At 65.9% G+C, this 21,323-nt stretch carries 24 protein-coding genes; 15 read left to right on the top strand and 9 right to left on the bottom strand.

Annotation, left to right across the window (positions count from 1 at the left end; translation table 11 throughout):
* Positions 1 to 247: 247 nt before the first annotated feature.
* Positions 248 to 1,087, bottom strand: a complete 840-nt coding sequence (locus ACZYVJ_RS11040; protein WP_463832951.1) for a mycofactocin-coupled SDR family oxidoreductase — start codon at positions 1,085 to 1,087, stop codon at positions 248 to 250.
* Between the two features lie 196 nt (positions 1,088 to 1,283).
* Positions 1,284 to 1,838 (bottom strand): TetR/AcrR family transcriptional regulator, encoded by a 555-nt coding sequence (locus tag ACZYVJ_RS11035; protein WP_463832949.1) that lies wholly within the window; start codon positions 1,836 to 1,838, stop codon positions 1,284 to 1,286.
* Positions 1,839 to 2,122: 284 nt separating this feature from the next.
* On the opposite strand from ACZYVJ_RS11035, the gene ACZYVJ_RS11030 reads away from it, so the two are divergent.
* Positions 2,123 to 3,403, top strand: coding sequence for a cytochrome P450 (locus ACZYVJ_RS11030; RefSeq protein ID WP_463831031.1), 1,281 nt, complete (start codon positions 2,123 to 2,125; stop codon positions 3,401 to 3,403).
* 6 nt (positions 3,404 to 3,409) lie between these two features.
* Here the strand turns inward: ACZYVJ_RS11030 and ACZYVJ_RS11025 are convergent, their stop codons facing one another.
* Complete coding sequence (locus tag ACZYVJ_RS11025; RefSeq protein WP_463831030.1) at positions 3,410 to 3,841, bottom strand: tautomerase family protein; 432 nt, start codon at positions 3,839 to 3,841, stop codon at positions 3,410 to 3,412.
* Between the two features lie 88 nt (positions 3,842 to 3,929).
* Complete coding sequence (locus ACZYVJ_RS11020; protein ID WP_463831029.1) at positions 3,930 to 4,379, bottom strand: DUF5994 family protein; 450 nt, start codon at positions 4,377 to 4,379, stop codon at positions 3,930 to 3,932.
* A gap of 469 nt (positions 4,380 to 4,848) precedes the next feature.
* Here ACZYVJ_RS11020 and ACZYVJ_RS11015 point away from each other — a divergent pair, with 469 nt between their 5' ends.
* From ACZYVJ_RS11015 to ACZYVJ_RS11000, 4 genes are all read left to right on the top strand, one after another.
* On the top strand, positions 4,849 to 5,082 hold the full coding sequence (locus ACZYVJ_RS11015) for a hypothetical protein (protein ID WP_463831028.1): 234 nt from the start codon (positions 4,849 to 4,851) through the stop codon (positions 5,080 to 5,082).
* A 558-nt stretch (positions 5,083 to 5,640) separates the two neighbouring features.
* Positions 5,641 to 5,844, top strand: a complete 204-nt coding sequence (locus ACZYVJ_RS11010) for a cold-shock protein (RefSeq protein ID WP_007777569.1) — start codon at positions 5,641 to 5,643, stop codon at positions 5,842 to 5,844.
* A gap of 186 nt (positions 5,845 to 6,030) precedes the next feature.
* The gene (locus tag ACZYVJ_RS11005; RefSeq protein ID WP_463832948.1) at positions 6,031 to 6,678 is read left to right on the top strand and encodes a M15 family metallopeptidase; all 648 of its coding nucleotides are present in this window, start codon (positions 6,031 to 6,033) and stop codon (positions 6,676 to 6,678) included.
* A gap of 86 nt (positions 6,679 to 6,764) precedes the next feature.
* The gene (locus tag ACZYVJ_RS11000) at positions 6,765 to 7,577 is read left to right on the top strand and encodes a methyltransferase domain-containing protein (RefSeq protein ID WP_463831027.1); all 813 of its coding nucleotides are present in this window, start codon (positions 6,765 to 6,767) and stop codon (positions 7,575 to 7,577) included.
* A 4-nt stretch (positions 7,578 to 7,581) separates the two neighbouring features.
* On the opposite strand, the gene ACZYVJ_RS10995 is transcribed toward ACZYVJ_RS11000, so the two are convergent.
* On the bottom strand, positions 7,582 to 8,406 hold the full coding sequence (locus ACZYVJ_RS10995) for an SDR family oxidoreductase (RefSeq protein ID WP_463831026.1): 825 nt from the start codon (positions 8,404 to 8,406) through the stop codon (positions 7,582 to 7,584).
* Positions 8,407 to 8,476: 70 nt separating this feature from the next.
* On the opposite strand from ACZYVJ_RS10995, the gene ACZYVJ_RS10990 reads away from it, so the two are divergent.
* The 4 genes from ACZYVJ_RS10990 to ACZYVJ_RS10975 are packed head-to-tail and all read left to right on the top strand — an operon-like array spanning position 8,477 to position 12,470.
* Positions 8,477 to 10,054: a methylmalonyl-CoA mutase family protein gene (locus ACZYVJ_RS10990; RefSeq protein WP_463831025.1), complete on the top strand. Its 1,578-nt coding sequence runs from the start codon at positions 8,477 to 8,479 to the stop codon at positions 10,052 to 10,054.
* Positions 10,055 to 10,495 (top strand): cobalamin-dependent protein, encoded by a 441-nt coding sequence (locus ACZYVJ_RS10985; protein WP_463831024.1) that lies wholly within the window; start codon positions 10,055 to 10,057, stop codon positions 10,493 to 10,495. It abuts the gene before it with no gap.
* Positions 10,480 to 11,436, top strand: a complete 957-nt coding sequence (locus ACZYVJ_RS10980) for an LLM class F420-dependent oxidoreductase (protein WP_463831023.1) — start codon at positions 10,480 to 10,482, stop codon at positions 11,434 to 11,436. The genes ACZYVJ_RS10985 and ACZYVJ_RS10980 overlap by 16 nt, the downstream gene beginning before the upstream one ends.
* Positions 11,433 to 12,470 (top strand): CaiB/BaiF CoA transferase family protein, encoded by a 1,038-nt coding sequence (locus tag ACZYVJ_RS10975; protein WP_463831022.1) that lies wholly within the window; start codon positions 11,433 to 11,435, stop codon positions 12,468 to 12,470. Before ACZYVJ_RS10980 ends, ACZYVJ_RS10975 begins: the two co-directional genes overlap by 4 nt.
* Positions 12,471 to 12,478: 8 nt before the next feature.
* On the opposite strand, the gene ACZYVJ_RS10970 is transcribed toward ACZYVJ_RS10975, so the two are convergent.
* Positions 12,479 to 13,384 carry a LysR family transcriptional regulator gene (locus ACZYVJ_RS10970; protein ID WP_463831021.1) on the bottom strand — a complete coding sequence of 302 codons (906 nt, stop codon included), beginning with the start codon at positions 13,382 to 13,384 and terminating at the stop codon, positions 12,479 to 12,481.
* A gap of 165 nt (positions 13,385 to 13,549) precedes the next feature.
* Here ACZYVJ_RS10970 and ACZYVJ_RS10965 point away from each other — a divergent pair, with 165 nt between their 5' ends.
* From ACZYVJ_RS10965 to ACZYVJ_RS10955, 3 genes are read left to right on the top strand one after another with little or no spacing between them, the layout of a single operon-like run.
* Entirely contained in the window at positions 13,550 to 14,443 is an 894-nt protein-coding gene (locus ACZYVJ_RS10965; protein ID WP_463831020.1) for an SDR family oxidoreductase, read from the top strand.
* Between the two features lie 8 nt (positions 14,444 to 14,451).
* Positions 14,452 to 15,357 carry a TIGR03620 family F420-dependent LLM class oxidoreductase gene (locus ACZYVJ_RS10960; RefSeq protein ID WP_463831019.1) on the top strand — a complete coding sequence of 302 codons (906 nt, stop codon included), beginning with the start codon at positions 14,452 to 14,454 and terminating at the stop codon, positions 15,355 to 15,357.
* Between the two features lie 52 nt (positions 15,358 to 15,409).
* On the top strand, positions 15,410 to 15,835 hold the full coding sequence (locus ACZYVJ_RS10955; protein WP_463831018.1) for a nuclear transport factor 2 family protein: 426 nt from the start codon (positions 15,410 to 15,412) through the stop codon (positions 15,833 to 15,835).
* A gap of 9 nt (positions 15,836 to 15,844) precedes the next feature.
* Here ACZYVJ_RS10955 and ACZYVJ_RS10950 read toward each other — a convergent pair whose 3' ends face one another.
* The 3 genes from ACZYVJ_RS10950 to ACZYVJ_RS10940 are packed head-to-tail and all read right to left on the bottom strand — an operon-like array spanning position 15,845 to position 17,825.
* Complete coding sequence (locus tag ACZYVJ_RS10950; RefSeq protein ID WP_463831017.1) at positions 15,845 to 17,110, bottom strand: amidohydrolase family protein; 1,266 nt, start codon at positions 17,108 to 17,110, stop codon at positions 15,845 to 15,847.
* A 41-nt stretch (positions 17,111 to 17,151) separates the two neighbouring features.
* A complete protein-coding gene (locus ACZYVJ_RS10945) occupies positions 17,152 to 17,466 on the bottom strand; it encodes a hypothetical protein (RefSeq protein ID WP_463831016.1) in 315 nt (104 codons plus the stop codon).
* Between the two features lie 20 nt (positions 17,467 to 17,486).
* Positions 17,487 to 17,825, bottom strand: coding sequence for a 2Fe-2S iron-sulfur cluster-binding protein (locus ACZYVJ_RS10940; protein WP_463831015.1), 339 nt, complete (start codon positions 17,823 to 17,825; stop codon positions 17,487 to 17,489).
* 124 nt (positions 17,826 to 17,949) lie between these two features.
* On the opposite strand from ACZYVJ_RS10940, the gene ACZYVJ_RS10935 reads away from it, so the two are divergent.
* The 3 genes from ACZYVJ_RS10935 to ACZYVJ_RS10925 are packed head-to-tail and all read left to right on the top strand — an operon-like array spanning position 17,950 to position 21,323.
* The gene (locus ACZYVJ_RS10935) at positions 17,950 to 19,365 is read left to right on the top strand and encodes a class I adenylate-forming enzyme family protein (RefSeq protein WP_463831014.1); all 1,416 of its coding nucleotides are present in this window, start codon (positions 17,950 to 17,952) and stop codon (positions 19,363 to 19,365) included.
* Positions 19,343 to 20,248 carry an acyl-CoA dehydrogenase family protein gene (locus ACZYVJ_RS10930; RefSeq protein ID WP_463831013.1) on the top strand — a complete coding sequence of 302 codons (906 nt, stop codon included), beginning with the start codon at positions 19,343 to 19,345 and terminating at the stop codon, positions 20,246 to 20,248. Before ACZYVJ_RS10935 ends, ACZYVJ_RS10930 begins: the two co-directional genes overlap by 23 nt.
* A complete protein-coding gene (locus ACZYVJ_RS10925; protein ID WP_463831012.1) occupies positions 20,235 to 21,323 on the top strand; it encodes an acyl-CoA dehydrogenase family protein in 1,089 nt (362 codons plus the stop codon). The genes ACZYVJ_RS10930 and ACZYVJ_RS10925 overlap by 14 nt, the downstream gene beginning before the upstream one ends.

Below are 21,323 nucleotides of genomic sequence, written 5' to 3'. Positions count from 1 at the left end.
CTGACGCGCTTGACAGTTCGGCCTCGGGGGCCTCTGTTGCGGCCTTGGGTTCTTCGCTCGTCGTCATCGACCTGCCCTCGCGTTCTCTGGCCAGCTCGCGTTCGACCGCGCGCATTGGCTGATCGTAATAGCGGAACTGACAAGGCCTGAACCTGACGGGACATGTCGCGGCTATGAACTGTCTGTGGCCGCTAGGTTGCGATCCGGGCAACACGGCGCTGGGCTGGCAGGCAACCGGTGGGTACCGCTACTTGAGCATGCTCCCGGCATCGACGGTGACCGGAAGGCCTGTGATGTAACGCGATTCGTCGGATGCCAGGAACAGCACCGCGTTGCTGATGTCGACCGGTTCGACCCAGCCGACCGGCAGTACGTGCATGAATTGCGCGGCCACCTTGAGGTCGTCGGGTCCGGGGTTCTCCAGGTCCGGTCGGAACAGCTTCATCGTTCCCTCGTTCATGAACATCGGCGTGTTCACGTTGGTCGGGTGAACGGAGTTCACCCGGATGAAGTGCTGGCCGAGTTCGACCGCGAAGGTACGCATCAGTCCGACTACGCCGTGTTTGGCGGCGATGTAGTGACCGGTGTGCGGGTAGGCCTTCAGGCCACCGACCGAGCTGGTGAGAATGATCGAGCCGCCCTGACCCTGCGAAATCAGATGGGGTACACCGGCTTTGACTGTCTTCCAAACGCCGGAGAGGTTGACGTCGATCATGTCTCGCCAGTCGACTTCACTGGTTTTGTCGAGAGTCTGGCCGCCGTTGCCGATGCCGGCGTTGGCGCAGATGATGTCGAGGCGGCCGAGTTGTTCGACTCCGCTGTCCACCGCCGCTTTCAGGGCGTCGTAATCGCGCACGTCGACTTCGGCGGTCACGATGCGGCGGTTGAGCCCCTTGATCAGGTCGGCCGTCTCGGCCAGGTCATCCGGCGTCGACAGCGGGATCTCGCTGCTGCTGCTGATCGGGGTGCAGATGTCGACGGCGATGATGTCGGCACCCTCCTGCGCCAGGCGCACCGCGTGACTGCGGCCCTGGCCCCGGGCCGCCCCGGTGATAAACGCAACCTTGCCCTCGACTCTTCCGCAGATGACTGCACCTCACTGATCCGAGAGGCCGGGATGACGACGGCCCGGCGTGTTGTCGGTCGACTTCAATTATTTGTCGATCGATCAGGAAGGGTGGCACCATTCGGTCGCAGTGTCAACGGCCGCCGGGATGGTTGCACGATTTGGCGCTGCGCGGCGGGGAAGTGACGCGGGGTCGCCGCGGGAGGGGCGGCGGACCTTAGCTGCTCGGTATCGGTCCGGTCGCGGGTGCCTTCAGCAGACTCATCTGGCGCTCGACGAACGCACGCAACTCGTCGTGCCCTTGGGTGACGCCGACCGCGCTCTCGTTGCACAGGCTGCGCGCCACCTGCGCGATCAGCATCGAGATGGCCACCGGCGGGTACTCCTCGAGATCGACGTGGTTGGCGCGCAGCACCATCGTGACGGCCGCCGTCTCGATGTCGCGTACCCGCTCGGCGTAGGCCTTGAGTTCGGCGCCAATTGCCTTGCGGTGGTTGGCCAATGCCATGAACTCGGCATTAAGTGCCGTCACGGCTGAATCGCTGTTCATCAACCACAGCGCTTGCAGCGGGTCGTCGTCGGCCAGCAGGGCGCGCATGCGTGCCAGTGCGGTCTCGGCACCCGCGCGCAGCACCTCCACGAACAGATCGTCCATCGTCGGGAAGTAGTAATAAACCAGGGCCTGTTTGACGCCGGCCTCCGCGGCCACCCGCCGCGACGAGGCAGCGGCATAGCCCTCCTCGCGCATGATCCGGGCGGTGGCCTCGATCAGCTTGCCCCGCGCCCCCGCATCGGTGCCCCTCTTGTTTTGGCGAGCCGCCGCGGGGTTGGGCGCGCCGGGCTTGCTTGACCGGCCCGCTCGATCCGTGGTAGGCATACCGCATCCTAGCAATTTGGTCGATCGATCAGTTTTGTTTGACACGGACCGGAGTTAACCGGGATGGAGGGGCCACAGCATCGACGCCGCCGTGGCCGCCTGCCCACGCCAGGCCATCAGCGTGGTCGCCGGGGACGCGTGATGCGCCGCTTTGTCGGCCAAGAGAAGGAATCGAACTCATGACTGAACTCGCCGACGTCGACTACTTCACCGACGCAGACATCGCGCAAGATCCGTATGCCTACTGGGATTACCTGCGCGGCCAGGGCCCGGTATTCCGCGAGCCGCATTACGGGGTCGTGGCCGTCACCGGTTACCAGGAAGTCCAGGCCGCCTTCAAAGACATCGCTTCGTTCTCCGCCGTGAACGCGATCGGCGGTCCGTTTCCGCCGCTGCCGTTCACCCCGCAGGGGGACGACATCAGCGACCAGATCGAAGCGCACCGCCACGAGTTCCCGATCTTCGAGCACATGGTCGTCATGGACCCGCCCGAACACGAAAAGGCGCGCTCCCTGCTCGGGCGGCTGCTCACGCCGCGGCGCCTGCAGGAAAACAAGGATTACATCTGGCGATTGGCGGACCGGCAGTTCGACGAGTTCATCGCCAACGGTCAGTGTGAGTTCCTCGGCGAGTACGCGAAGCCGTTCGCGACTCTGGCGATCGCCGATCTGCTCGGGGTTCCCGATGAGGACCGTGCCGAGATTCGGCGCAATCTCGGGGCCGGTAACGCGCCGGGCGCCAGGGTGGGGGCGCTCGATCACGAACCGGTGGGCAGCAACCCGTTGCAGTACCTCGATGACCTGTTCAGTGCCTACATCGCGGACCGGCGGGAACGCCCCCGCGCGGACGTGCTGACCGGGCTGGCCACCGCCACGTACCCCGACGGCTCGACCCCACCGCTGCTGGAGGTCGTGCGGCCGGCCACCTTCCTGTTCGCGGCCGGCCAGGAGACCGTGACCAAGCTGCTGAGCGCCGCGGTGCAGGTCCTCGCTGACCAACCCGAGCTTGCGGCGCGGCTGCGCGCCGACCGAAGCCTGATCGGCTCGTTCATCGAGGAGTCGCTGCGGATGCAGAGCCCGACGAAGGTCGACTTCCGGTTGGCGCGCAAGACCACCACCCTGGGCGGAGTGCGCATCCAGGCCGGCACGGTCATCATGCTGTGCCTGGGAGCGGCCAACCGTGACCCCCGAAAATTCGATAATCCCAACGAATTTCAGGTTGACCGAAAGAACGTTCGCGAGCACATCGCCTTTGGTCGCGGAATCCACACCTGTGCGGGCGCACCACTGGCGCGCGTGGAAGGCCAAATCACCGTCAACCGGCTCCTGGACCGAACGCGCGACATCCGGGTCAGTGAGGCCAAGCACGGCCTGCCGCCCAACCGCGAGTACCGCTACGAGCCCACGTTCTTGCTGCGCGGGCTCAAGGAATTGCACATCGAGTTCAACCGGGCCGACTGACCAGCGTTAGTCCTGTGCCGCAAGGCCTTTCACTTGCTGGTAGTAGATGATGTTGCCGCCACCTGCCCAATTTCCTTCGGGGATTTCGTGGATCAACGTCCAAACGTGAAAGGCCCGTGCGCCCTGCGGTTCGATTCCCGCCGCGCCGCACACGGCAGCGTGCACGTCGGCGGCGAGTTGTTCCTTGCGGGCCGGATCCAGGCCGCCCTCGAACACTGTCAGGTCGACCCTGAACCGGGGCTCGCCGGGCCCGCGCCCGCCGATCGAGACTTCGGCCTTCTCCAGCGGGTGCAGGTACACCCAGGTGTTGTCCCGCAAAAACGGTGTGTCCGGCGCGCGTTCGGCGCGCAGCAGGACGGTGACCAGCTCGTCGGTCAATCGGTTCAACGCCTGATCATCCAGCGAGCCACGCACGAACGTCAGATCGATCATCGGCATTGCGGCACGCTCCTCACAGCTTCTTCAGGCCACGGACGAGCGTGAACACCTTGGCGATATCGCGGTGGGATATGGCGCTGGTCGCCGGCTAGTAGCTGGAAGACCGTTCACGTTGTTGGTGTGCGGCCCGCAGGATCGCCTCTGCGGCGATAAATGCGGGTTTGGTTCGGTCGGCACCCTCGACGGGCAGGTTTGCGGCGCAGCGCAGCACCATCAGGGCCAACGCACTGTGGGTCGCGTAAGAGACGATCAGCAGGTTCGCGCAACCCAGCGCCCCGCTCACCGTCATGACGTGCTGGCGTTTGCCTTCCCAGCCCGGCCAGTTGAAATCGGGTGGTCGCTGCAGCGATGACCAATTCACATTGATGGAAGTGACATCCCCGAGCAACGGAGTCAGGACCGCAACAAGCTCGGGTAATTCATTGGTGATGCGATCTGCACGCGGCCACCACGCGCCATCGATATCGCGGCCGAGGTGGCGCGCAACCGATAGCCGGATAGGAGTGGCCTGGCGCCGGGACCTGGCCGCGTAGCTCATCGGAAATACCGCAGTTCGCAGTTCGCCCACCCATTCACGACGGTGCAGTCAACCGCAGCATTTAATGGAGTTTTCCGGTGTTGGGCGATGGCCGGGTCTGCATAACCCATGGGCGGTTCCTTCGCGCTCAGCGTCGTCGGGCCCGCGGGTGCGGGACCAACGGAGGAATCACATTGCCCGGGGGTGTCATCCGCACCGACCGCGCGGTGGACCACCGCTGACAACGAACGGCTCTATTTCAACGCTACGCCACCACCGGCCCGCCGGGGCGGTCGGGTGGCCGGCGACAGCGCGCAAGCACGGCACGGCTTGGCCGCCCGCGTCTGGGCAATTCGCCCGGCAACTGAACCTTGCCATCGCCAACCGCAACAGATCCCCTGCGGTGCAAGGGATGAGAAGACGATGCTTGTCAACTGCCCCGTGGAGCGGCATGACGGGTAAGGTGGTGACAACGGCGAGGACGGATTACATGGCAATAGACAACTGGCGCGACGCGGTCGAGATCCATCCATCGCAGGTCAGGGTCGGTGACATCATCGGCACGCGGCGTCCCACCGAATTGCGCCTGACGGTCAAGATGATCAGTGGCCCGCAGAGCGGGCCGGGGCAGTGGACATTCTTCAGTCGAGACGATCACGGCCAGCAGCGAACCAGCACGTTTGGAGAGGGCGAATTGGTCCGCAGGTACGCCAAGGCATCCTGACGTCCTAGCACTTCAACGTCGATCAGCGACCGCGATTTGTAGAACCGACGGCCTCTGTATCGGGCCGATCGGAAAACGTCGGGTGCTCGACCGGTGTCGCAGAGGTTTCGCCCGAAGCGACATACTTCGGTTCCTCGGGGTGGGAAAACAGGTTCGACTGGTCCATGGGCTGTCCTTCCGAATGAAGAGTTCGACCGATAGGCGTTGTTACCTGGCGTCGAACGATCGAATCGCACCGTGGTCTCATTCGTGATTCGTTCGCGATTCGCGGTGACCGCTAGAGGGCGGTTCCCCGTCCACTCTACAGGCCGCCGGCGCCGTGCACACCGCGCTCAGGTGAGATGCTGCCATGGCGTGCTATCTGCATCGAAGAGGGCGGCTCCGTCACAGCCTGGGCGCGCTTGTTCTACCTGGCCACAGGCGTGGGCACCGTCCCGACCCGCTGATAAACCAATTGGCAAGCAACGCAACTATTTTCCAAATGTGGTGGGCCTCGTGCTACCCTGAGCCCGCATGGGTGTGTTTGGAACATCCGCATTTGATGAGAGAAGTAAGTAAATGGCACAGGGAACTGTGAAATGGTTCAACGGTGAAAAGGGCTTCGGCTTCATCACCCCTGACGACGGTACGAAGGACCTCTTCGTCCACTACTCTGAGATCCAGGGCAACGGCTATCGCTCGCTCGATGAGAACCAGCGTGTTCAGTTCGAGGTTGAGCAAGGAGCCAAGGGGCCCCAGGCAGTAGGAGTCAGTAGCGTCTAAGAACTTCACATACATCACAGTGGGCTGGTGCGGTTGCTCCGTACCAGCCCACTGGTGTTTTCCGAGCTAGACGCCGGCTACGACATCATCTAGTTCTTAACCCGATCCGGGCGGGCCAGCCGCGATAATGACGGCATGCGTCTCGCGTGGGTGCTGCGGTCGTCGGTCTTGGCGGCGCTCGTCTCGATGGGCGGGACTCCGTGGGCCTCGGCCGGCCCCGACGTGCCGCCGGTCAGTGACGCCGCGCGAGCGGCAGGATTCGTGGACATCCGCACCGTCGTTACTGACGCGGTGCTCGATCTGCGTTACGCGACCACGAACAACTTCACCCACACGCAGCTGTATCCGTCCGATGCCAGATGTCTTGTGCACCAATCGATGGCTCCCGGCCTGGCAGCCGCGGCCGGCGCGTTACGCCCGCAGGGGCACCTTTTGGTGTTCTGGGACTGCTATCGGCCGCACGACGTTCAGGTCAAGATGTTCAACCTGGTCCCCAACCCCGCGTGGGTTGCACGCCCGGGACCGTTTGCACACAGCCACGAGTCGGGGCGCTCGGTCGACGTCACGTTCACCACCGCCCAGCAACCGTGCCCATCCGGGCTGCATGCGGGCGGACTCTGCCTGGCGGACATGGGCACCGACTTCGACGACTTCACTTCTCGGGCAACGGCTTTCAACAACCAGGGCATCAGTGCCGACGCCGTGGCGAGCCGCGCCGCGCTGCGCAACGCGATGAGCTACGGCGGGCTGAAGGCGTATTCGGGGGAGTGGTGGCACTTCGACGGCCCGGGAGCCGGTATCGACCAACCGATACTCAACGTGCCCGTCGACTAGACTGTCTCAATATATGAGACGTTTGTTTCATAATGTGACCCGGCCGCGTAAGCTGCCAGACGAGACGCGCCAGGCAAGGGGTCACAGTGAGCGACGAACATCAAGCGACCTACACGCACGGACACCACGAATCGGTGTTGCGCTCTCATCAGCGGCGCACCGTCGAGGACTCCGCGGCGTATCTGCTGCCGTACCTGAAGCCAGGGCTGTCCGTGCTCGACGTCGGGTGCGGACCCGGCACCATCACCGCCGACCTGGCAGCCCTCGTCGCGCCCGGACCGGTCACCGCCGTCGACCAGGTCGCCGACGTGCTCGAGGTCGCCCGCGCCGAAGTCGAGCGACGCACTCTGCCCAACGTTTCGTTCTCGACGGCCGACGTGCGCAACCTCGAGTTCCCGGACGGCACTTTCGATGTCGTGCACGCGCATCAGGTGCTACAGCACGTCGCCGATCCGGTTGCAGCCCTGCGGGAGATGCGGCGCGTGTGTGCGCCGGGCGGTATCGTTGCGGCCCGCGACGCCGACTACTCGGGGTTCGTCTGGTACCCCGATCTGCCTGCGCTCGACCTGTGGCGAGATCTCTACCAACGCGTCACGCGCGCCAACCGCGGCGAACCGGATGCGGGCCGGAGACTGCTGTCGTGGGCGCAGCAGGCGGGATTCGTCGACATCACGCCCACCGGCAGCCTGTGGTGCTATGCCACGCCCGCGACGCGAGACTGGTGGGGCGGAATGTGGGCCGACCGGATTCTGCACTCCACCGTGGCCCGCGACCTGGTGAGCCTCGATCTGGCGACCACCGCGCAGCTCGAGGAGATCTCCGACGCGTGGCGGGAATGGGCCGGCGCGCCGGACGGCTGGATCGCCATCCCACACGGCGAAATCATCTGCCGCGCATAGACGCTCAGTCGAGGAACAGGTCCAGAATCGGTCGGTCGCCGCCGCCGTACCGGGACAGGTCCGTAACCCCGGCGGAGTGCAGAACATCGGCGTCGATGTAGCAGTTCCCGGTCGCTTCCCGGCTGGGGCGAGAGATGATCTCGACGGCTGCGTCGGCCATGATCTCGGGGCTGCGCGACGACTCGGCCAACTTGTCCCCGTCGGCCATGTTCGCCACCGCCGCGGTGGCGATATACGTCTGCGGCCACAGGCAATTCACCCCGATACCGGCGTCGGCGAATTCCACCGCCCAGCCCAGCGACAGCAGGGTCATGCCGTATTTGGACAGGGTGTAGGCCGGGTGCTCGCCCAGCCACCGGGGGTTCATGTTCACCGGTGGCGAGATGGTGAGGACGTGCGGGTTGGCGGATTTCTCCAGATGCGGCACGCACGCCTTGGTCAGCAGGAAGGTGCCGCGCAGGTTGATCTCCTGCATCAGGTCGTACTTTTTGGCCGACAACCTGGCGGTCGGTTCCACCGCGATGGCGCTGGCGTTGTTGACGCAGACGTCGACGCCGCCGAACCGTTGCACCGCCGCATCGACCACGCGTTCCACGTCCTCTTCGCGACGGACGTCGCCGACGACCGCCAGCGCCTTGCCGCCGGCCGCCTCGACCTCGGCCGCTGCGGTGTGCACGGTGCCGGGCAGGCGAGGATGCGGGGTGTCGGTCTTGGCCAGCAGCACCACGTTGGCGCCCCGCCTGGCCGCACCGATTCCGATCGCGAGCCCGATTCCGCGGCTGCCACCGGAGATGACGACGGTGCGATCGACGAGCGAACCGTTGGGCATGGAGCCTCCTTTTAGCAGGTCAAGCATGTGGTATTGGCATTCTCTTTTTTTGCAAGTACGTTATTCACCGATGGATAATACGGCCCACACTCCGTCTGGCATCCCGCTGCAGCCCGTATACGGGCCGGAGGACGTACGCGCGGAGCCTCCGCAACCGGGGGAGTTCCCCTTTACCCGCGGTAACTTCGCGTCCGGCTATCGCGGCAAGCTCTGGACCTTCCGCCAGTACTCCGGATTCGGCACCGCCGAGGAATCCAACCGCCGGTACCGCTACCTGCTGGAGCAGGGCGGCACGGGACTGTCGGTGGCGCTCGACCTGCCCACGCAGTGCGGGTACGACTCCGACGACCCCGAGTTCGGCGAGGAGGTCGGCCGGGTCGGCGTCGCGGTGGACACCCTGGCCGACTTCGAGATCCTGTTCGACGGCATCCCGCTGGACAAGCTCAGCACGAGCATGACGATCAACGGAACGGCGGCGATCCTGCTGGCGTTCTACGTCGCCGCCGCGGAGAAAAAGGGGATCCCGCGAGAGAAACTCACCGGCACCATCCAGAACGACATCCTCAAGGAGTACGCCTCGCGCGGTACCTGGATCTGGCCGCCGGAGCCGTCGCTACGACTGATCGCCGACACGATTGAATTCTGTGCGGCCGAGGTTCCCCGGTTCAATGCGATTTCGGTGGCCGGCGCGCACTTCCGCGACGCAGGGGCCAACGCGGTGCAGGAGATGGCGTTCACCCTGGCCGACGGCGTGACGTATTGCGACACCGTGGTCGAGCGCGGCCGCATGACGATCGACCAGTTCGCGCCGCAGATCTCGTTCTTCTTCTACACCCACGGGGATTTCTTCGAGGAGATCGCCAAATACCGTGCGGGGCGGCGGCGTTGGGCGACGATCGTGCAGGAGCGCTACGGAGCGAAAACGGCGAAGGCGGCGATGTTCCGCTTCGGCTGCGTCTGTGGCGGTGCGTCGCTGTACGCGCCGCAGGCCCACAACAACATCGTCCGGGTGGCCTACGAGGCGATGGCCGCGGTGCTGGGCGGTGTGCAGTCGATGTTCACCGCGGCCTGGGACGAGCCGTTCGCCCTGCCGACCGAGGAAACCACCACACTGGCGCTGCGCACCCAGCAGATCTTGGCGCACGAAACCGGCGTCGCCAGCGTCGCCGACCCGCTCGGCGGCTCCTACTTCGTGGAGGCGCTGACCGATGCGACCGAGGAGCGCATCATCGAGATCATGTCCGACCTCGAGCGGCACGGCGGGATGGTGCAGGCCATCGAGGATGGTTACCTGCAGGGCCTGATCGCCGACGAAGCCTTCAACATGCATCAGGAGGTCGAATCCGGCACCCGGCCCGTCGTGGGGGTAAACCGGTTCGTGACGGAGGAACTGGCGCACGATGTCGTCACGTACGAACTCGACGCCGAAGGACGCGATCTGCAGCTCAAGCGGCTGTCCAAGGTCAAGGCCGAAAGGGATTCGGCCGCAGTGAAATCCACGTTGGCTGCGCTGTCGCGCTCAGCCGAGGGAGACGACAACCTGATGCACAAGCTGATCGACTGCGCCAACGCGTACTGCACGGTCGGGGAAATGGTTTCCGCGCTCAAGGTGGTATGGGGCGAATTCCAGCAACCGGTGGTGTTCTAGATGGCCGTCCGCGTTCTCGTTGCCAAACCCGGCTTGGACGGGCATGACCGCGGTGCGAAGATCGTCGCCCGCACCCTGCGCGACGCCGGGTTCGAGGTCATTTACACCGGCATCCGCCAGCGCATCGAGGACATCGCCTCGATCGCCGTCCAGGAAGACGTGGCGGTGGTGGGGTTGAGCATCCTGTCGGGTGCCCACCTGGCCCTCACTGCGCGCACCGTGGAGGCGCTGCGCGCCGCCGATGCCGCCGACATCGCCGTCGTCGTCGGGGGCACCATCCCGCACGCGGACGTCCCGAAGCTACTCTCCGCCGGCGCGGCCGCGGTATTCCCCACCGGGACACCGTTGGACAACCTGGTGCGCGACATCCGAACACTGACCGGCACGGCCGACAATGACTCGAACGAACCCGTCACGGAGGAACCATGCGCGTCGGAGTGATGATCGGCGCCGAGCGGGGCGACATGGCCCGCAAGGTGGACAAACTGGCCTCCGACATCGAATGGGCCGAATCCGCGGGCCTGGACACGGCGTGGATGCCGCAGGTGCCCAACGACTTCGACTGCTTGACCATGGTGTCGCTGATGGCCGCCCACAGTTCACGCATCGAGTTGGGTACCGCCGTGGTGCCCCTGCAGGCCCAGCACCCGATAGCCCTTGCCCGCCAGGCGCTCTCGACGCATGCGGTGGCCGGTGGACGGCTGGCGCTTGGCGTCGGGCCGTCGCACCACTGGATCATCCGGGACATGCTCGGCCTGCCGTACGAGAAGCCGGCCGCCTACACCCGCGATTACCTGCAGGTGCTCAACGCCGCCGTAGCCGGGCCGGGATCGGTTGACGTCGAGAACGATTCGTTCAAGGTGCACAATCCGTTGGCGATCGGGGCCGATACCCCGATGCCGGTGTTGGTCGCCGCGCTGGGACCGGTGATGCTGCAGATCGCCGGTGAACTCGCCGACGGCACTGTGCTGTGGATGGCCGACGAGCGCGCGATCGGCGATCACATCGCGCCGAAGATCACCAAGGCGGCCGCGGACGCCGGGCGGCCCGCACCGCGGATCGTCGCGGGCATCCCCGTATGTCTCTGTGCGCCTGGGCAAGTCGACGAAGCCAAGGAGCGGGCCAATCGCATCCTGGGCGAGGCCGAGGTGTCGCCCAACTACCAGCGCCTGCTCGACCGCGGCGATGCCCGCGATGTCGGTGACCTGTGTGCGGCCGGCGACGAGCAGGCGATACTGGCCCGGATGCGCCGATTCGCCGACGCCGGCGTGACGGATCTGTCGGTGCGGCTGCTGCCGATTGGCGACAACCGCGACGAGCTGGTCGCCTCCAAGCGCCGCACCCGCGACATGATCGCCTCACTCGCCGCGGAATTGCGTTGACCGCAAACAACACCGGACCGCTGGCAGGGATACGCATCCTCGAGGTCGGCACCATGCTGGCGGGTCCGTACGCCACCATGCTGCTCGCCGATCTCGGCGCCGAGGTCACCAAGATCGAACCGGCCGGTGGCGAGATTTCTCGCAGCGTCGGTGCCACCTACTTCGCCAGCCTCAACCGCAACAAATCCAGCATCACGTTGGACCTGAATTCCGATGCGGGACAACAGCGACTGGGCGAGCTGGTCGCGGATTCGCATGCGCTGCTGGTGAACTTGAAGCCGTCGGCCATCCGCCGGCTGGGCCTGACCTACGACGAGTTGCGCCGACACAATGAGCGGATCGTCTGCGTGGCGATCACCGGCTTCGGACTGTACGGCGGCGACGATCCGGCCTTCGACTACGTGGTGCAGGCGGGCGTCGGCACCGCCGCCCTGACCGGTGACCCGGACGGGCCGCCGACGCTGCCCGGCTACTCGTCGGCCGACAACTCCACCGGAATGAGCGCGGCGCTGGGGCTGTTGGCCAAAATCATCTCGGGAACCGGCGGCCAGGTGGATGTGTCGCTGCGCGACGTCATGTTGTCCCAGCTGAACTACCACGCGTCGGCCTATCTCAACGGCGGGGTGGAGCCGCAGCGCCGCCCCTACGGAGCCCATTCCTATTACGTTCCGGCGCAGCTCTTTCCGACGGCCGAGGGATATCTGGCGCTGTTCATCACGCACGACGGATTCTGGAAGTCGTTTGCCGCCGAAGCGGGCATCGGGGGCTTCGAGACGATGGCCGAGCGGGTCGCCCGCCGCGACGAAGTGCTGGCCGTCGTCACCGCGATGCTCGCCACCGACAGCGCCGTCGGGTGGGAACGGCGGCTGCGGCCGCTCGGCGTTCCGGCGGCGGCCGTGCGAACCCTGTCCGAGGCGCTCGAGGCGACCCCGGAAGTTATTGTCACAGCAGGCGAATTCCGGTTGGTGGGAAGCCCGATCCACGTCTCGGGGTATGAGCCCGAGTACCGCCCGCCGCCGGAGCTTCGCCGGTAGCGCGCTGCTCAGACCGGAGCAGGCCCGGTGAGCAGAGCCTCAGCGATTTTGCGGAAGGCCGCCAGCAGACGGCTGCGATCCCCAGCGCGACAAGCCAATACGACATGGCTGGGTTCGACACCTTCCAACGGGACCGTGGTGATATCCGGTCTCACGCCGTTGCCGTGAACGCCCGCCGTGATGGCTACCGCTTGCCCCGAGGCGATGAGTTCGAACTTGTCCTCGAGCGCATCGATGAACGGACCATCGGGTGCCCGGCGACCGTCGGGGCGCGGATCGATGCGCCAGAAGGCGCTCCAGGCCGGATCTGAATGCCGCACCCGCGGCATGGGTTCGTCGGCGATGTCGTCGAGGGTGACCGATTCCCGGCCGGCCAGGCGGTGGTCGACGGGTATCGCCAGCACGCGTGGTTCGTCGTACAGGATCGTCACGTGCAGCCCTTCGGTTGGAAAGGGCAGCCGGGTCACCACCGCATCCACCCGATGGCCGAGTAACGCATCGAGCGCCTGGTCCCAATCCAAATGCGTGACTTGAACATCGGCTTCGGGATGCTCGCGGCGCATCTCGCGCACCGCGGGCGTGACGATCATTCCCATCGTGTACCCGATGGTGATCCGGCTGGGCTGCGCAGCCGCTCGCGCCTGCGCGGTGGCTTGGGCGGCCGAACGCAGCAGCGCCTTGGCCCGGGGCAGGAAGACCTCGCCCGCCTCCGTGAGGCGGGTGCCCTGCGGGGTGCGGTCCAGCAGGCGGACGCCGAGTTGCTGCTCGAGCCGGCGAATCTGGCGGCTCAACGACGGCTGCCCGACGCGCAGCGCCGAGGCGGCCCGGCCGAAGTGCAGGTGCTCGGCGACGACGACGAAGTAACCCACCGGCCGCAGGTCGAGATCCACTGCCTGCGATGCCGAGTCCGTCATGCGTCCAGTGTAATCAGAGCCCGTCGCGCCGTGCGCCTGAGAAGCCGCTGTGAGCTGCTGCAATGCCTGAATTGCATCACGCCATAGGAAACAGGACTTGGACACGGCTTGCACGCCGCCATTGACTTGATGGCATACATCCCAGGGGACCAGAAGGGGACTTTCATGCACGTTTTTGTCACGGGCGCGACTGGTCACATCGGCTCCGCCGTTGTCACCGAACTAATCGACGCCGGGCACCAAGTCACCGGCCTGGCGAGGTCGGATGTGGGCGCAGCCGCCCTGCAAGCCGCGGGAGCAACACCGCGCCGCGGAGATCTCGACGACCTCGACGGCCTGCGCGAGGCGGCGGCGGCGTCCGACGGCGTCATCCACCTCGCCTTCAAGCACGACTTCGACGACTTCGCGGGAGCGGCCGAGACAGATCTGCGCGCGGTCCGCGCCATCGGGGAAGCGCTCGTGGGTTCGGATCGGCCATTCGTCAGCACGTCGGGAACGCTGCTGCTTGCGCAGCTGGGCCAAGGTGGTGTTGCCACCGAACAGGACACGGTGTCATCCGGCCCGCGGGTTGACTCCGAAAACGCGGTGATCGCGCTCGCCGAGCGCGGGGTTCGGTCGTCGGTGATCCGCCTTGCGCCGCTGGTGCACAGCGACCTTGATCACCATGGCTTCACCCACCACTTGATCAACGTCGCCCGCGCTACCGGCGTGTGCGGTTACATCGGTGATGGCGTCAACCGCTGGCCCGGTGTGCATACGCTCGACGCCGCGCACTTGTACCGCCTGGCGCTCGAAAATGCGCCCGCTGGAACGCGTTTGCACGGCGTCGCCGATGAGGGAGTGCCGTTTCGGGACATCGCCGCAGTCATCGGTCGTCACCTGGCCGTGCCGACGTCCAGCATCCCCGCCGAAAATGCCGGTCACTTCGGCTTTCTCGCGATCTTCGCGTCGCTGGACAATCCGACGTCGAATGCCTTGACACAGAAGATCCTCGACTGGCACCCGGAACGACCCGGGCTGCTCGAGGATCTCGATGCCGGCCACTACTTCGGCGAGTGAGTGGGGCCATGGCTGAGACAGTGAGCACTGCGACTCGAAAGGCGCTGGGTCCAGTGGGCGTATGCCTGCCGGTCTCGTTCACCGGCGCACCCCAGGCCGCCCGGCTGCGGGAGGCCGCGTGCATCCTGGAAGACGCCGGGTACAGCGCGGTCTGGACCAACGAGGTCATCGGCAAGGACGCCCTGGTGCAGCTTGCCGTGTTGTTGGCCGCGACCGAGCGCATGGTTCTCGGCACCTGCATTGCCAACATCTGGGCGCGGCCGGCCCAGACGATGCACGCAGCGGCAGCCCAACTGGCACAGGCTTATCCGGGCAGAATTGTGCTGGGGTTAGGCGTCGGCTATCCGGAGCAGGCGGCCAGCGTCGGGCGCGAATTCGGCAGCCCGTTGACGACGATGCGCGACTATCTGGACCGGATGGATAGTGTGACGTGGCCGCCGGCACCGGACGTGCCGTATCCCCGAATTGTCGCCGCCAACGGGCCGAAAATGCTTACGCTGGCCGGTGAAAAAGCGGATGGAGTATTCCCCGCCGGCCTGCCTCCCGAGTTCACGGCCCAGGCCCGCGAGGCGTTGGGACCGGACAAGCTCGTGATCGTTGGCCTGTCCACGGCGCGCGACATCCAGGCCGCGCGTGAGGCGGTGTCGGCCAGACTCGGCGTGCCGTCTTATGCGTCGAGGCTGGTGGAGCTGGGCTACCCGGCCAGTGACATCGACGAGGTGAGTGACCGGCTGGTCAATGTGCTTGTCGCGCATGGCGATCCGGCGGCCGTCGCGGCCAAGCTGCGCGAGCACCTGGCGGCGGGTGCGGATCACGTCGCGCTGCTACCGCCTATTGGCGCTGAATTTGGCGCCGCCATCGACCAATTAGAAGAACTGGGGCGCGCGGTGGCCGATCTCGGGGAGATTGCCTGACGCGTGCTCGAAGTTCTTGTGCCTGAGACAGCTATCTATATATGGTGCAACGATGGATCTGCAGCGGGTCGCCGATGAACTCGAAATCACCGCGCTACTCAACAAATACGCCCGCGCCGTCGACGCCAAGGACTGGGACCTGTACCGGTCGGTCTTCACCGACGATGCGCACATCGACTACTCATCTGCGGGCGCCGCGGCCGGACCGCGCGACGAAGTGGCCAAGTGGTTGGAGCAAGGCTTCGGTGCCTTCCCGATGTCGATGCATTACATCACCAATGTGGAAATCCTTGCCCTCGACGGTGATTTCGCGGCGGTGCGCGCCATGTTCTACAACCCGATGCAGTTGCCGGGCATGGCGGAGCTGAGTTACTGCGGGGGCTACTACCACCACGAGCTGACCCGCACGGCGGGCGGCTGGCGCAGCCGCAACTTGCGCGAGGAGAACGTCTGGTTCGTCAACCCGCCAACGGGCTGACCGGCTGCACTACGACAGCTCCGCCAACTGCTTTTCCTGGTAGCGACGTGCCCACTCGGCACGTGACCGTATCGACACGTCCACGTCACTTCCCTTGGCGCGCAAGGCCTTGACATTCGCCCGCTCGCGCGGGGTCCGGGCGAACGGGTCCCAGCCGAAGAACCGGCAGGCGTTGCCCCAGGTGATCTTGTTGATGTCGGAATCGGCGGCGCCGGCGGCGTTGAGTTCGGCGAGCACCTGCTCGGGCGCGTCCGGCCAGAAGCAGTCCGAGTGCGGGTAGTCGCACTCCCAGGCGATGATGTCGATGCCGATCTCGTGGCGCAGCTTCAGCGACGTCTTGTCGGTGACGTAGCAGGCCAGCGAATGCTCGCGGAAGACGTCGCTGGGCAGTTTGTCGCCGAAGTCGCGGCGCAGCCACTTCTGGTTGGTGTAGTGGCGGTCGCTGCGGTCCAGGTAGAACGGAATCCAGCCGATGCCGCCTTCGGAGAAGGCGAATTTCAAGTCGGGATAGTTGCGCATCGCGGGGCCCCACAGCAGATCCTGGGCGCACATCGCCGACACCTGGGTGGCCAGAATGATCAGGTTGTCGATCGGCGCGTCGGGCGCCATGCTGATCGCCCCGAAGCCGGTGCCGATGTGCAGACACATCACCATGTTCTCCTCGGACAGCGTGCGGAACACCGGGCCCCAGTAGTTCTCGTCGTGGTAGCTCGGAAGTCCTTCCAGGTGCGGCAATTCCGGCATGGTGACCGCCCGGCAGCCCTTCGCGGCCACGCGGCGGATCTCGGCGCACATGCCCTCGGGAGTCCAGGTGGGCAGGATGGCGATCGGGATGAACCGATCGGGATACGACCCGGCCCACTCGTCGATGTGCCAGTCGTTGTAGGCCGACACCATCACCAGGGTGACGTCCTCGCGCGTCATGTTGAGGTGCCGGGCCGAAAAGCCGGTGAACGTCGGGAAGCACATCGACGCGAGGATGCCGTTGCGGTTCATGTCGCGGACGCGTTCGTGGACGTCGTACACGCCGGGGCGCATCTCCGCGAAGCCGGCGGGATCGCGGCCCCATTCCTCGGCCGGCCACGACACCACCGCATTGAGGCCGCTGACGCCCTGCGGCCTGCCCTGGTACATCCACTGGTCCACGCCCTTGTCGTCGGTGACGACGATGGGCGCCTCCTGCTTGTATTTGGCGGGCACGTGCCGCAGGAACATGTCCGGCGGCTCGACCACGTGGTCGTCAATGCTCACCAAAATCAGGTCGTCGACCTTCATCAAGCAGTCCTCTCCCGCGCAGCGACCCGAGCCGAACTCGGTCAGCCGACGCACTCCGTGGTGGTTTCGAGCAGTCGTGGTATCGGCGCCGGATCCAGCTGCAGGGCATCCGACATGTGCAGCTGCCCCGCGCTGGCGATCATGTTGTCCAGAATCGCCTGCAGGTCGTCGCCCTCGATCTCGTAGATGGCGACGTAGGGTCCGTCGGCGGCGACGGGTCGCAGCCGGCGCGCCGAGACAAATCCGTCCAGGGCTACGAGCTCACCCAGGTGCACCTCGTCGTACCAGGTGTTGTACTCCTGTTCGCGCTCCGGCGAGCTGGGTCGGCTCTCCACGAGGATGATGCCCTTGGCCATCGTCGCCACCTCTCTGGCTGCTACTCGTAGCGCACCGTGACGGAGTCCGTATCCGGAACGCCCTGGCACGTCAGAATGTAGCCCTCGGCTACCTCGTCGGGTTCCAGAGCGTCGTTGACCCGCATGGTGGCATGGCCCTCTTCGAGCTTGGCCATGCACGTACCGCAGTTGCCGGCCTCGCAGCTAAACGGAGGTTCCAGCCCGGCCCGCCGCGCGGTCTCCAGGAGAGTCTCGCCGGGGACTATGGGCACCGAGACCTTCTTGCGGTCGAGATGAATCGTCACCTTTCCGGCGCTGGCGCCGTTGGTTGCCGGATCTGTCACCCCTGGGGTCTCCTCGATGATCCGGGTGACCGTCACTGAGACCGCCCCCTTCCGTATTTGCATTCTTCAGTATAGAGAATACTATTCTCACGAAGCGATAGCATCTTCTCAAGTCTGTATGGATGTCGGGTCAGCCCGGTCTGTCAGGGAAGGACGGGACGTGACCGAGCCGGCGGCGCTCGTGTTCGAGGATCGGCGATTCAGCGTGCCCGAACTCGACGCGTTGGCCGCCGGATGGGCCGCGACCCTGGCGAAAGACGGGGTCACGGCAGGTCAACGCGTCGCCGTCATGGCCTCCAATCGGCCGGAATTCCTCGCCGTCCTGCTGGCGATCTGGCGACTGGCCGCCACGGCGGTGCTCATCAGTCCCGCGTGGAAGCGCGATGAGGTCGACCATGCGCTCGCGCTGACCGACCCCGGGCACGCCGTCGGCGACCATCCGGTGCTGGCCGCTCTGATGCCGATGCTGCACATGGACGAGCCGGTCGCGCCCGCAGAGCCGACAGGCGGCGCAGCGCCGCCTGCGAGCGACGCGGCGCTCGTGTTCAGTTCCGGCACCACCGGCCTGCCGAAGGCCGTCCGGCACACCCACGCCTCGCTGGGCGAGGCGGTGCGGCACTGGCGCCAGGCGCTGCAACTGACCCACCACGACCGGATCCAGGTTGCGACGCCACCGTCACACATTCTCGGCCTGTTGAACCTGCTGACCGCGTGGGAGACCGGCGTTTTCGTGCGGCTTCATCCCCGGTTCGACATCGACCGGGTGCTGCGGCACATCGAAAGTGACCGCATCACAGTGGAAATGGCGGTCGCTCCCATCGCGCTGGCCATCGCATCGCATCCCCACCTCGAGTCATATGACCTGTCGTCGCTGCGCTACATCATGTGGGGCGCCACCCCGGTCACCGCGCACGTCGCAGAGACGGTGACCCGGCGCACCGGAGTCGGTTGGCTCCCGGCTTACGGGACCACCGAATTGCCCGTCGTAGCGTGCAATCCGATCGATGACCCGCGCCTGGACACCGTCGGACGGGCGGTACCCGGGGTCGACCTGCGCGTCGTTTCGCTGGAGACCGGCGAGCCGGTCGGCGCGGGCGAGGTCGGTGAGATCCAGGCCCGGTCGGCGTCGCTCATGGCCGGCTACCTCCCGGCCGAGGCGACCTCCGATGCGGTCCGCGACGGGTGGTACCGCACCGGGGACGTCGGCTGGCTGGACACCGGCGGTTGGCTGCGAATCACCGACCGCCTCAAAGAGATGATCAAAGTGCGCGGCTTCCAGGTCGCCCCGGCCGAAATCGAGACGGTGTTACACGGTCATCCGGCCGTCAAAGATTGCGCGGTGTTCGGCATTCCCGACGGACTCAACGGCGAAGCCGTCGTGGCCGCGGTCGCCGCATCCGAACCCATCGACGCCGAGGCGGTCGCCACCGAGTTGACCGCCCGGGTGGGCGAAAGACTGGCGTCATATAAACATCTGAGCCGGGTCGTGTTCGTCCCCGACATTCCTCGCCTGCCTTCCGGCAAGGTGCTGCGCCGAGTGCTGAAGGAGCGCTATGGATGTACGTCTGACAGCTGAACAACAGCAATTGCGTGATGCCGCCGCCAAACTGGCCGACGATCTCGGGCCGGCAGCGGTGCAGGATCTCGAAGACCAGACTCGAATTTCCCGTCTGGACAAGCAGATCGAGAACACCGGCTGGCGGTCGCTGCGTTCCGACGGGGCCTCCGGCGTGGAGGTGGCCATCGTGGCCGAGGAATTCGGCCGCCGGCTGGTTGACACACCGTTCCTGGGGCCGGTGCTCGCCGACGATCTGGGCCGCCATGTCGGCGCCGACGTATCGGCGGCGACGGTGGCCGTCGACGATCGAGTGATCGATGCCCGCGGCGCCCGGCGCGCCCTGTCGCTCTCGGGTGGCACGGTCCTCGCCGCCGATGTGCAGGTTTCGCCGCAGAGCGTCGACCTGACGCGGGCCGACGGAACGGCCACGGGATCGCCGGAGGCGTTAGGCGACCTTTCGGCCGAGATCGCCGAACAATGGCGGGCTCTCGCGCTGGTCGCCACGACGGCGGATCTGGTGGGCATCGCCCGCGGCGCGCACGCCGTCGCGTGTGACTACGCCAAAATCCGTGAACAGTACGGCAAGCAGATCGGCTCCTATCAAGCCATCGCGCACTTGCTGGCCGAAAGCCTTGCGCTGATCGAGGGTTCGGTGAGCGTGTTGCGGCATGCCGCGTGGGCCGTCGACGAGCTCGCCCCCGCCGAAGCCATTCGGGCCGGCCAAATCGCAAAGGTCTACTGCGCGCGCGCCACCCGCACGGTCTGCGAGACGGCCATCCAGGTGCACGGCGGTATCGGCAACACCTGGGAATGCGTGGCGCACGTCTACTTGCGCCGTGCCCTCACATCGACCGAGCTGTGGCCGGTCGCGTTGAAGGAGATCGATCTTGGACTTTCGTGACTCACCCGACGAAGCCGCCTTCCGGGAGCGGCTGCGCACATGGCTTGCCGCACACGCCAAGGAGTTCTCGGGCTCGGGCGACGAGTACTGGGCACGGATGGCCGACTGGCACCGTGCTTTGTACGAGAACGGCTTCTTCGGCCTGTCCTGGCCACGCGATTGGGGCGGCCAGGACCTGGCGCCGGTCTACGACGTCATCGTCGACGAAGAGCTGGTGCGTGCCGGTGCGCCGCCGCGCCCCAGCGTCGGTTACCTGGTGTACGGCATCGGCGCCCACGCCAGCGATGAGCTCCGAAAGCGCTTCCTGCCCGGCATCATCAACGGCACCGAGCGCTGGTGCCAGGGCTTCAGCGAACCGGGCGCCGGCTCGGATCTGGCGTCGCTGACCACCACCGCTCGCCTCGAGGGCGACAACTATGTGGTGAACGGGCACAAGATCTGGACCAGCTATTCCGACGTGGCGGACCGGTGTCTGTTGCTGGCGCGCACCGACCCCGGGGCCAAGCGCCACCGCGGCCTGTCGGCTTTCGTTCTGGACATGAAACAGCCCGGCGTGCAACAGCGCCCGCTGCAGATGATCAACGGCGTCACCAACGAATTCGGCCAGGTGTTCTTCGATGATGCGACGGTGCCGGCGGACCGGATGGTCGGCGCTCCCGGCGATGGCTGGGCCGTCGCGATGACGGTTGTCGGGCACGAGCGCGAGCCCTCCACGCTCGGCTATGCGGCGCGCTACGGCAAGCTCGTCCGAGAGTTATTGTCGCGCAACGACGGTGAGGTACCCGAAGAGCTGGCGTGGGCCGCGGTTCAGTCGGATATGCTGACCCATCACGTCCGGCGGCGGCTCTCCGAGCAGCTCGACGGGGTATCGCACGGCTCGGAAGGCTCGCTGGACAAGCTGCTGATGACCTGGGTCGAACAATCCGTCGGGCATGCGGCCCTTGCCGTCGCGGGAACCCGCGATCCCGATCTGCTGAGCGCCTACCTGTACAGCCGGGCCCAGAGCGTCATGGGCGGGACATCACAGATACAAAAGAACATCATCGCTTCACGAATCTTGGGATTGGGAGTCTGA

It is taken from the genome of Mycobacterium sp. IDUB_3 (assembly GCF_055419585.1).
This window is presented reverse-complemented; position numbering and strand designations above follow the sequence as displayed.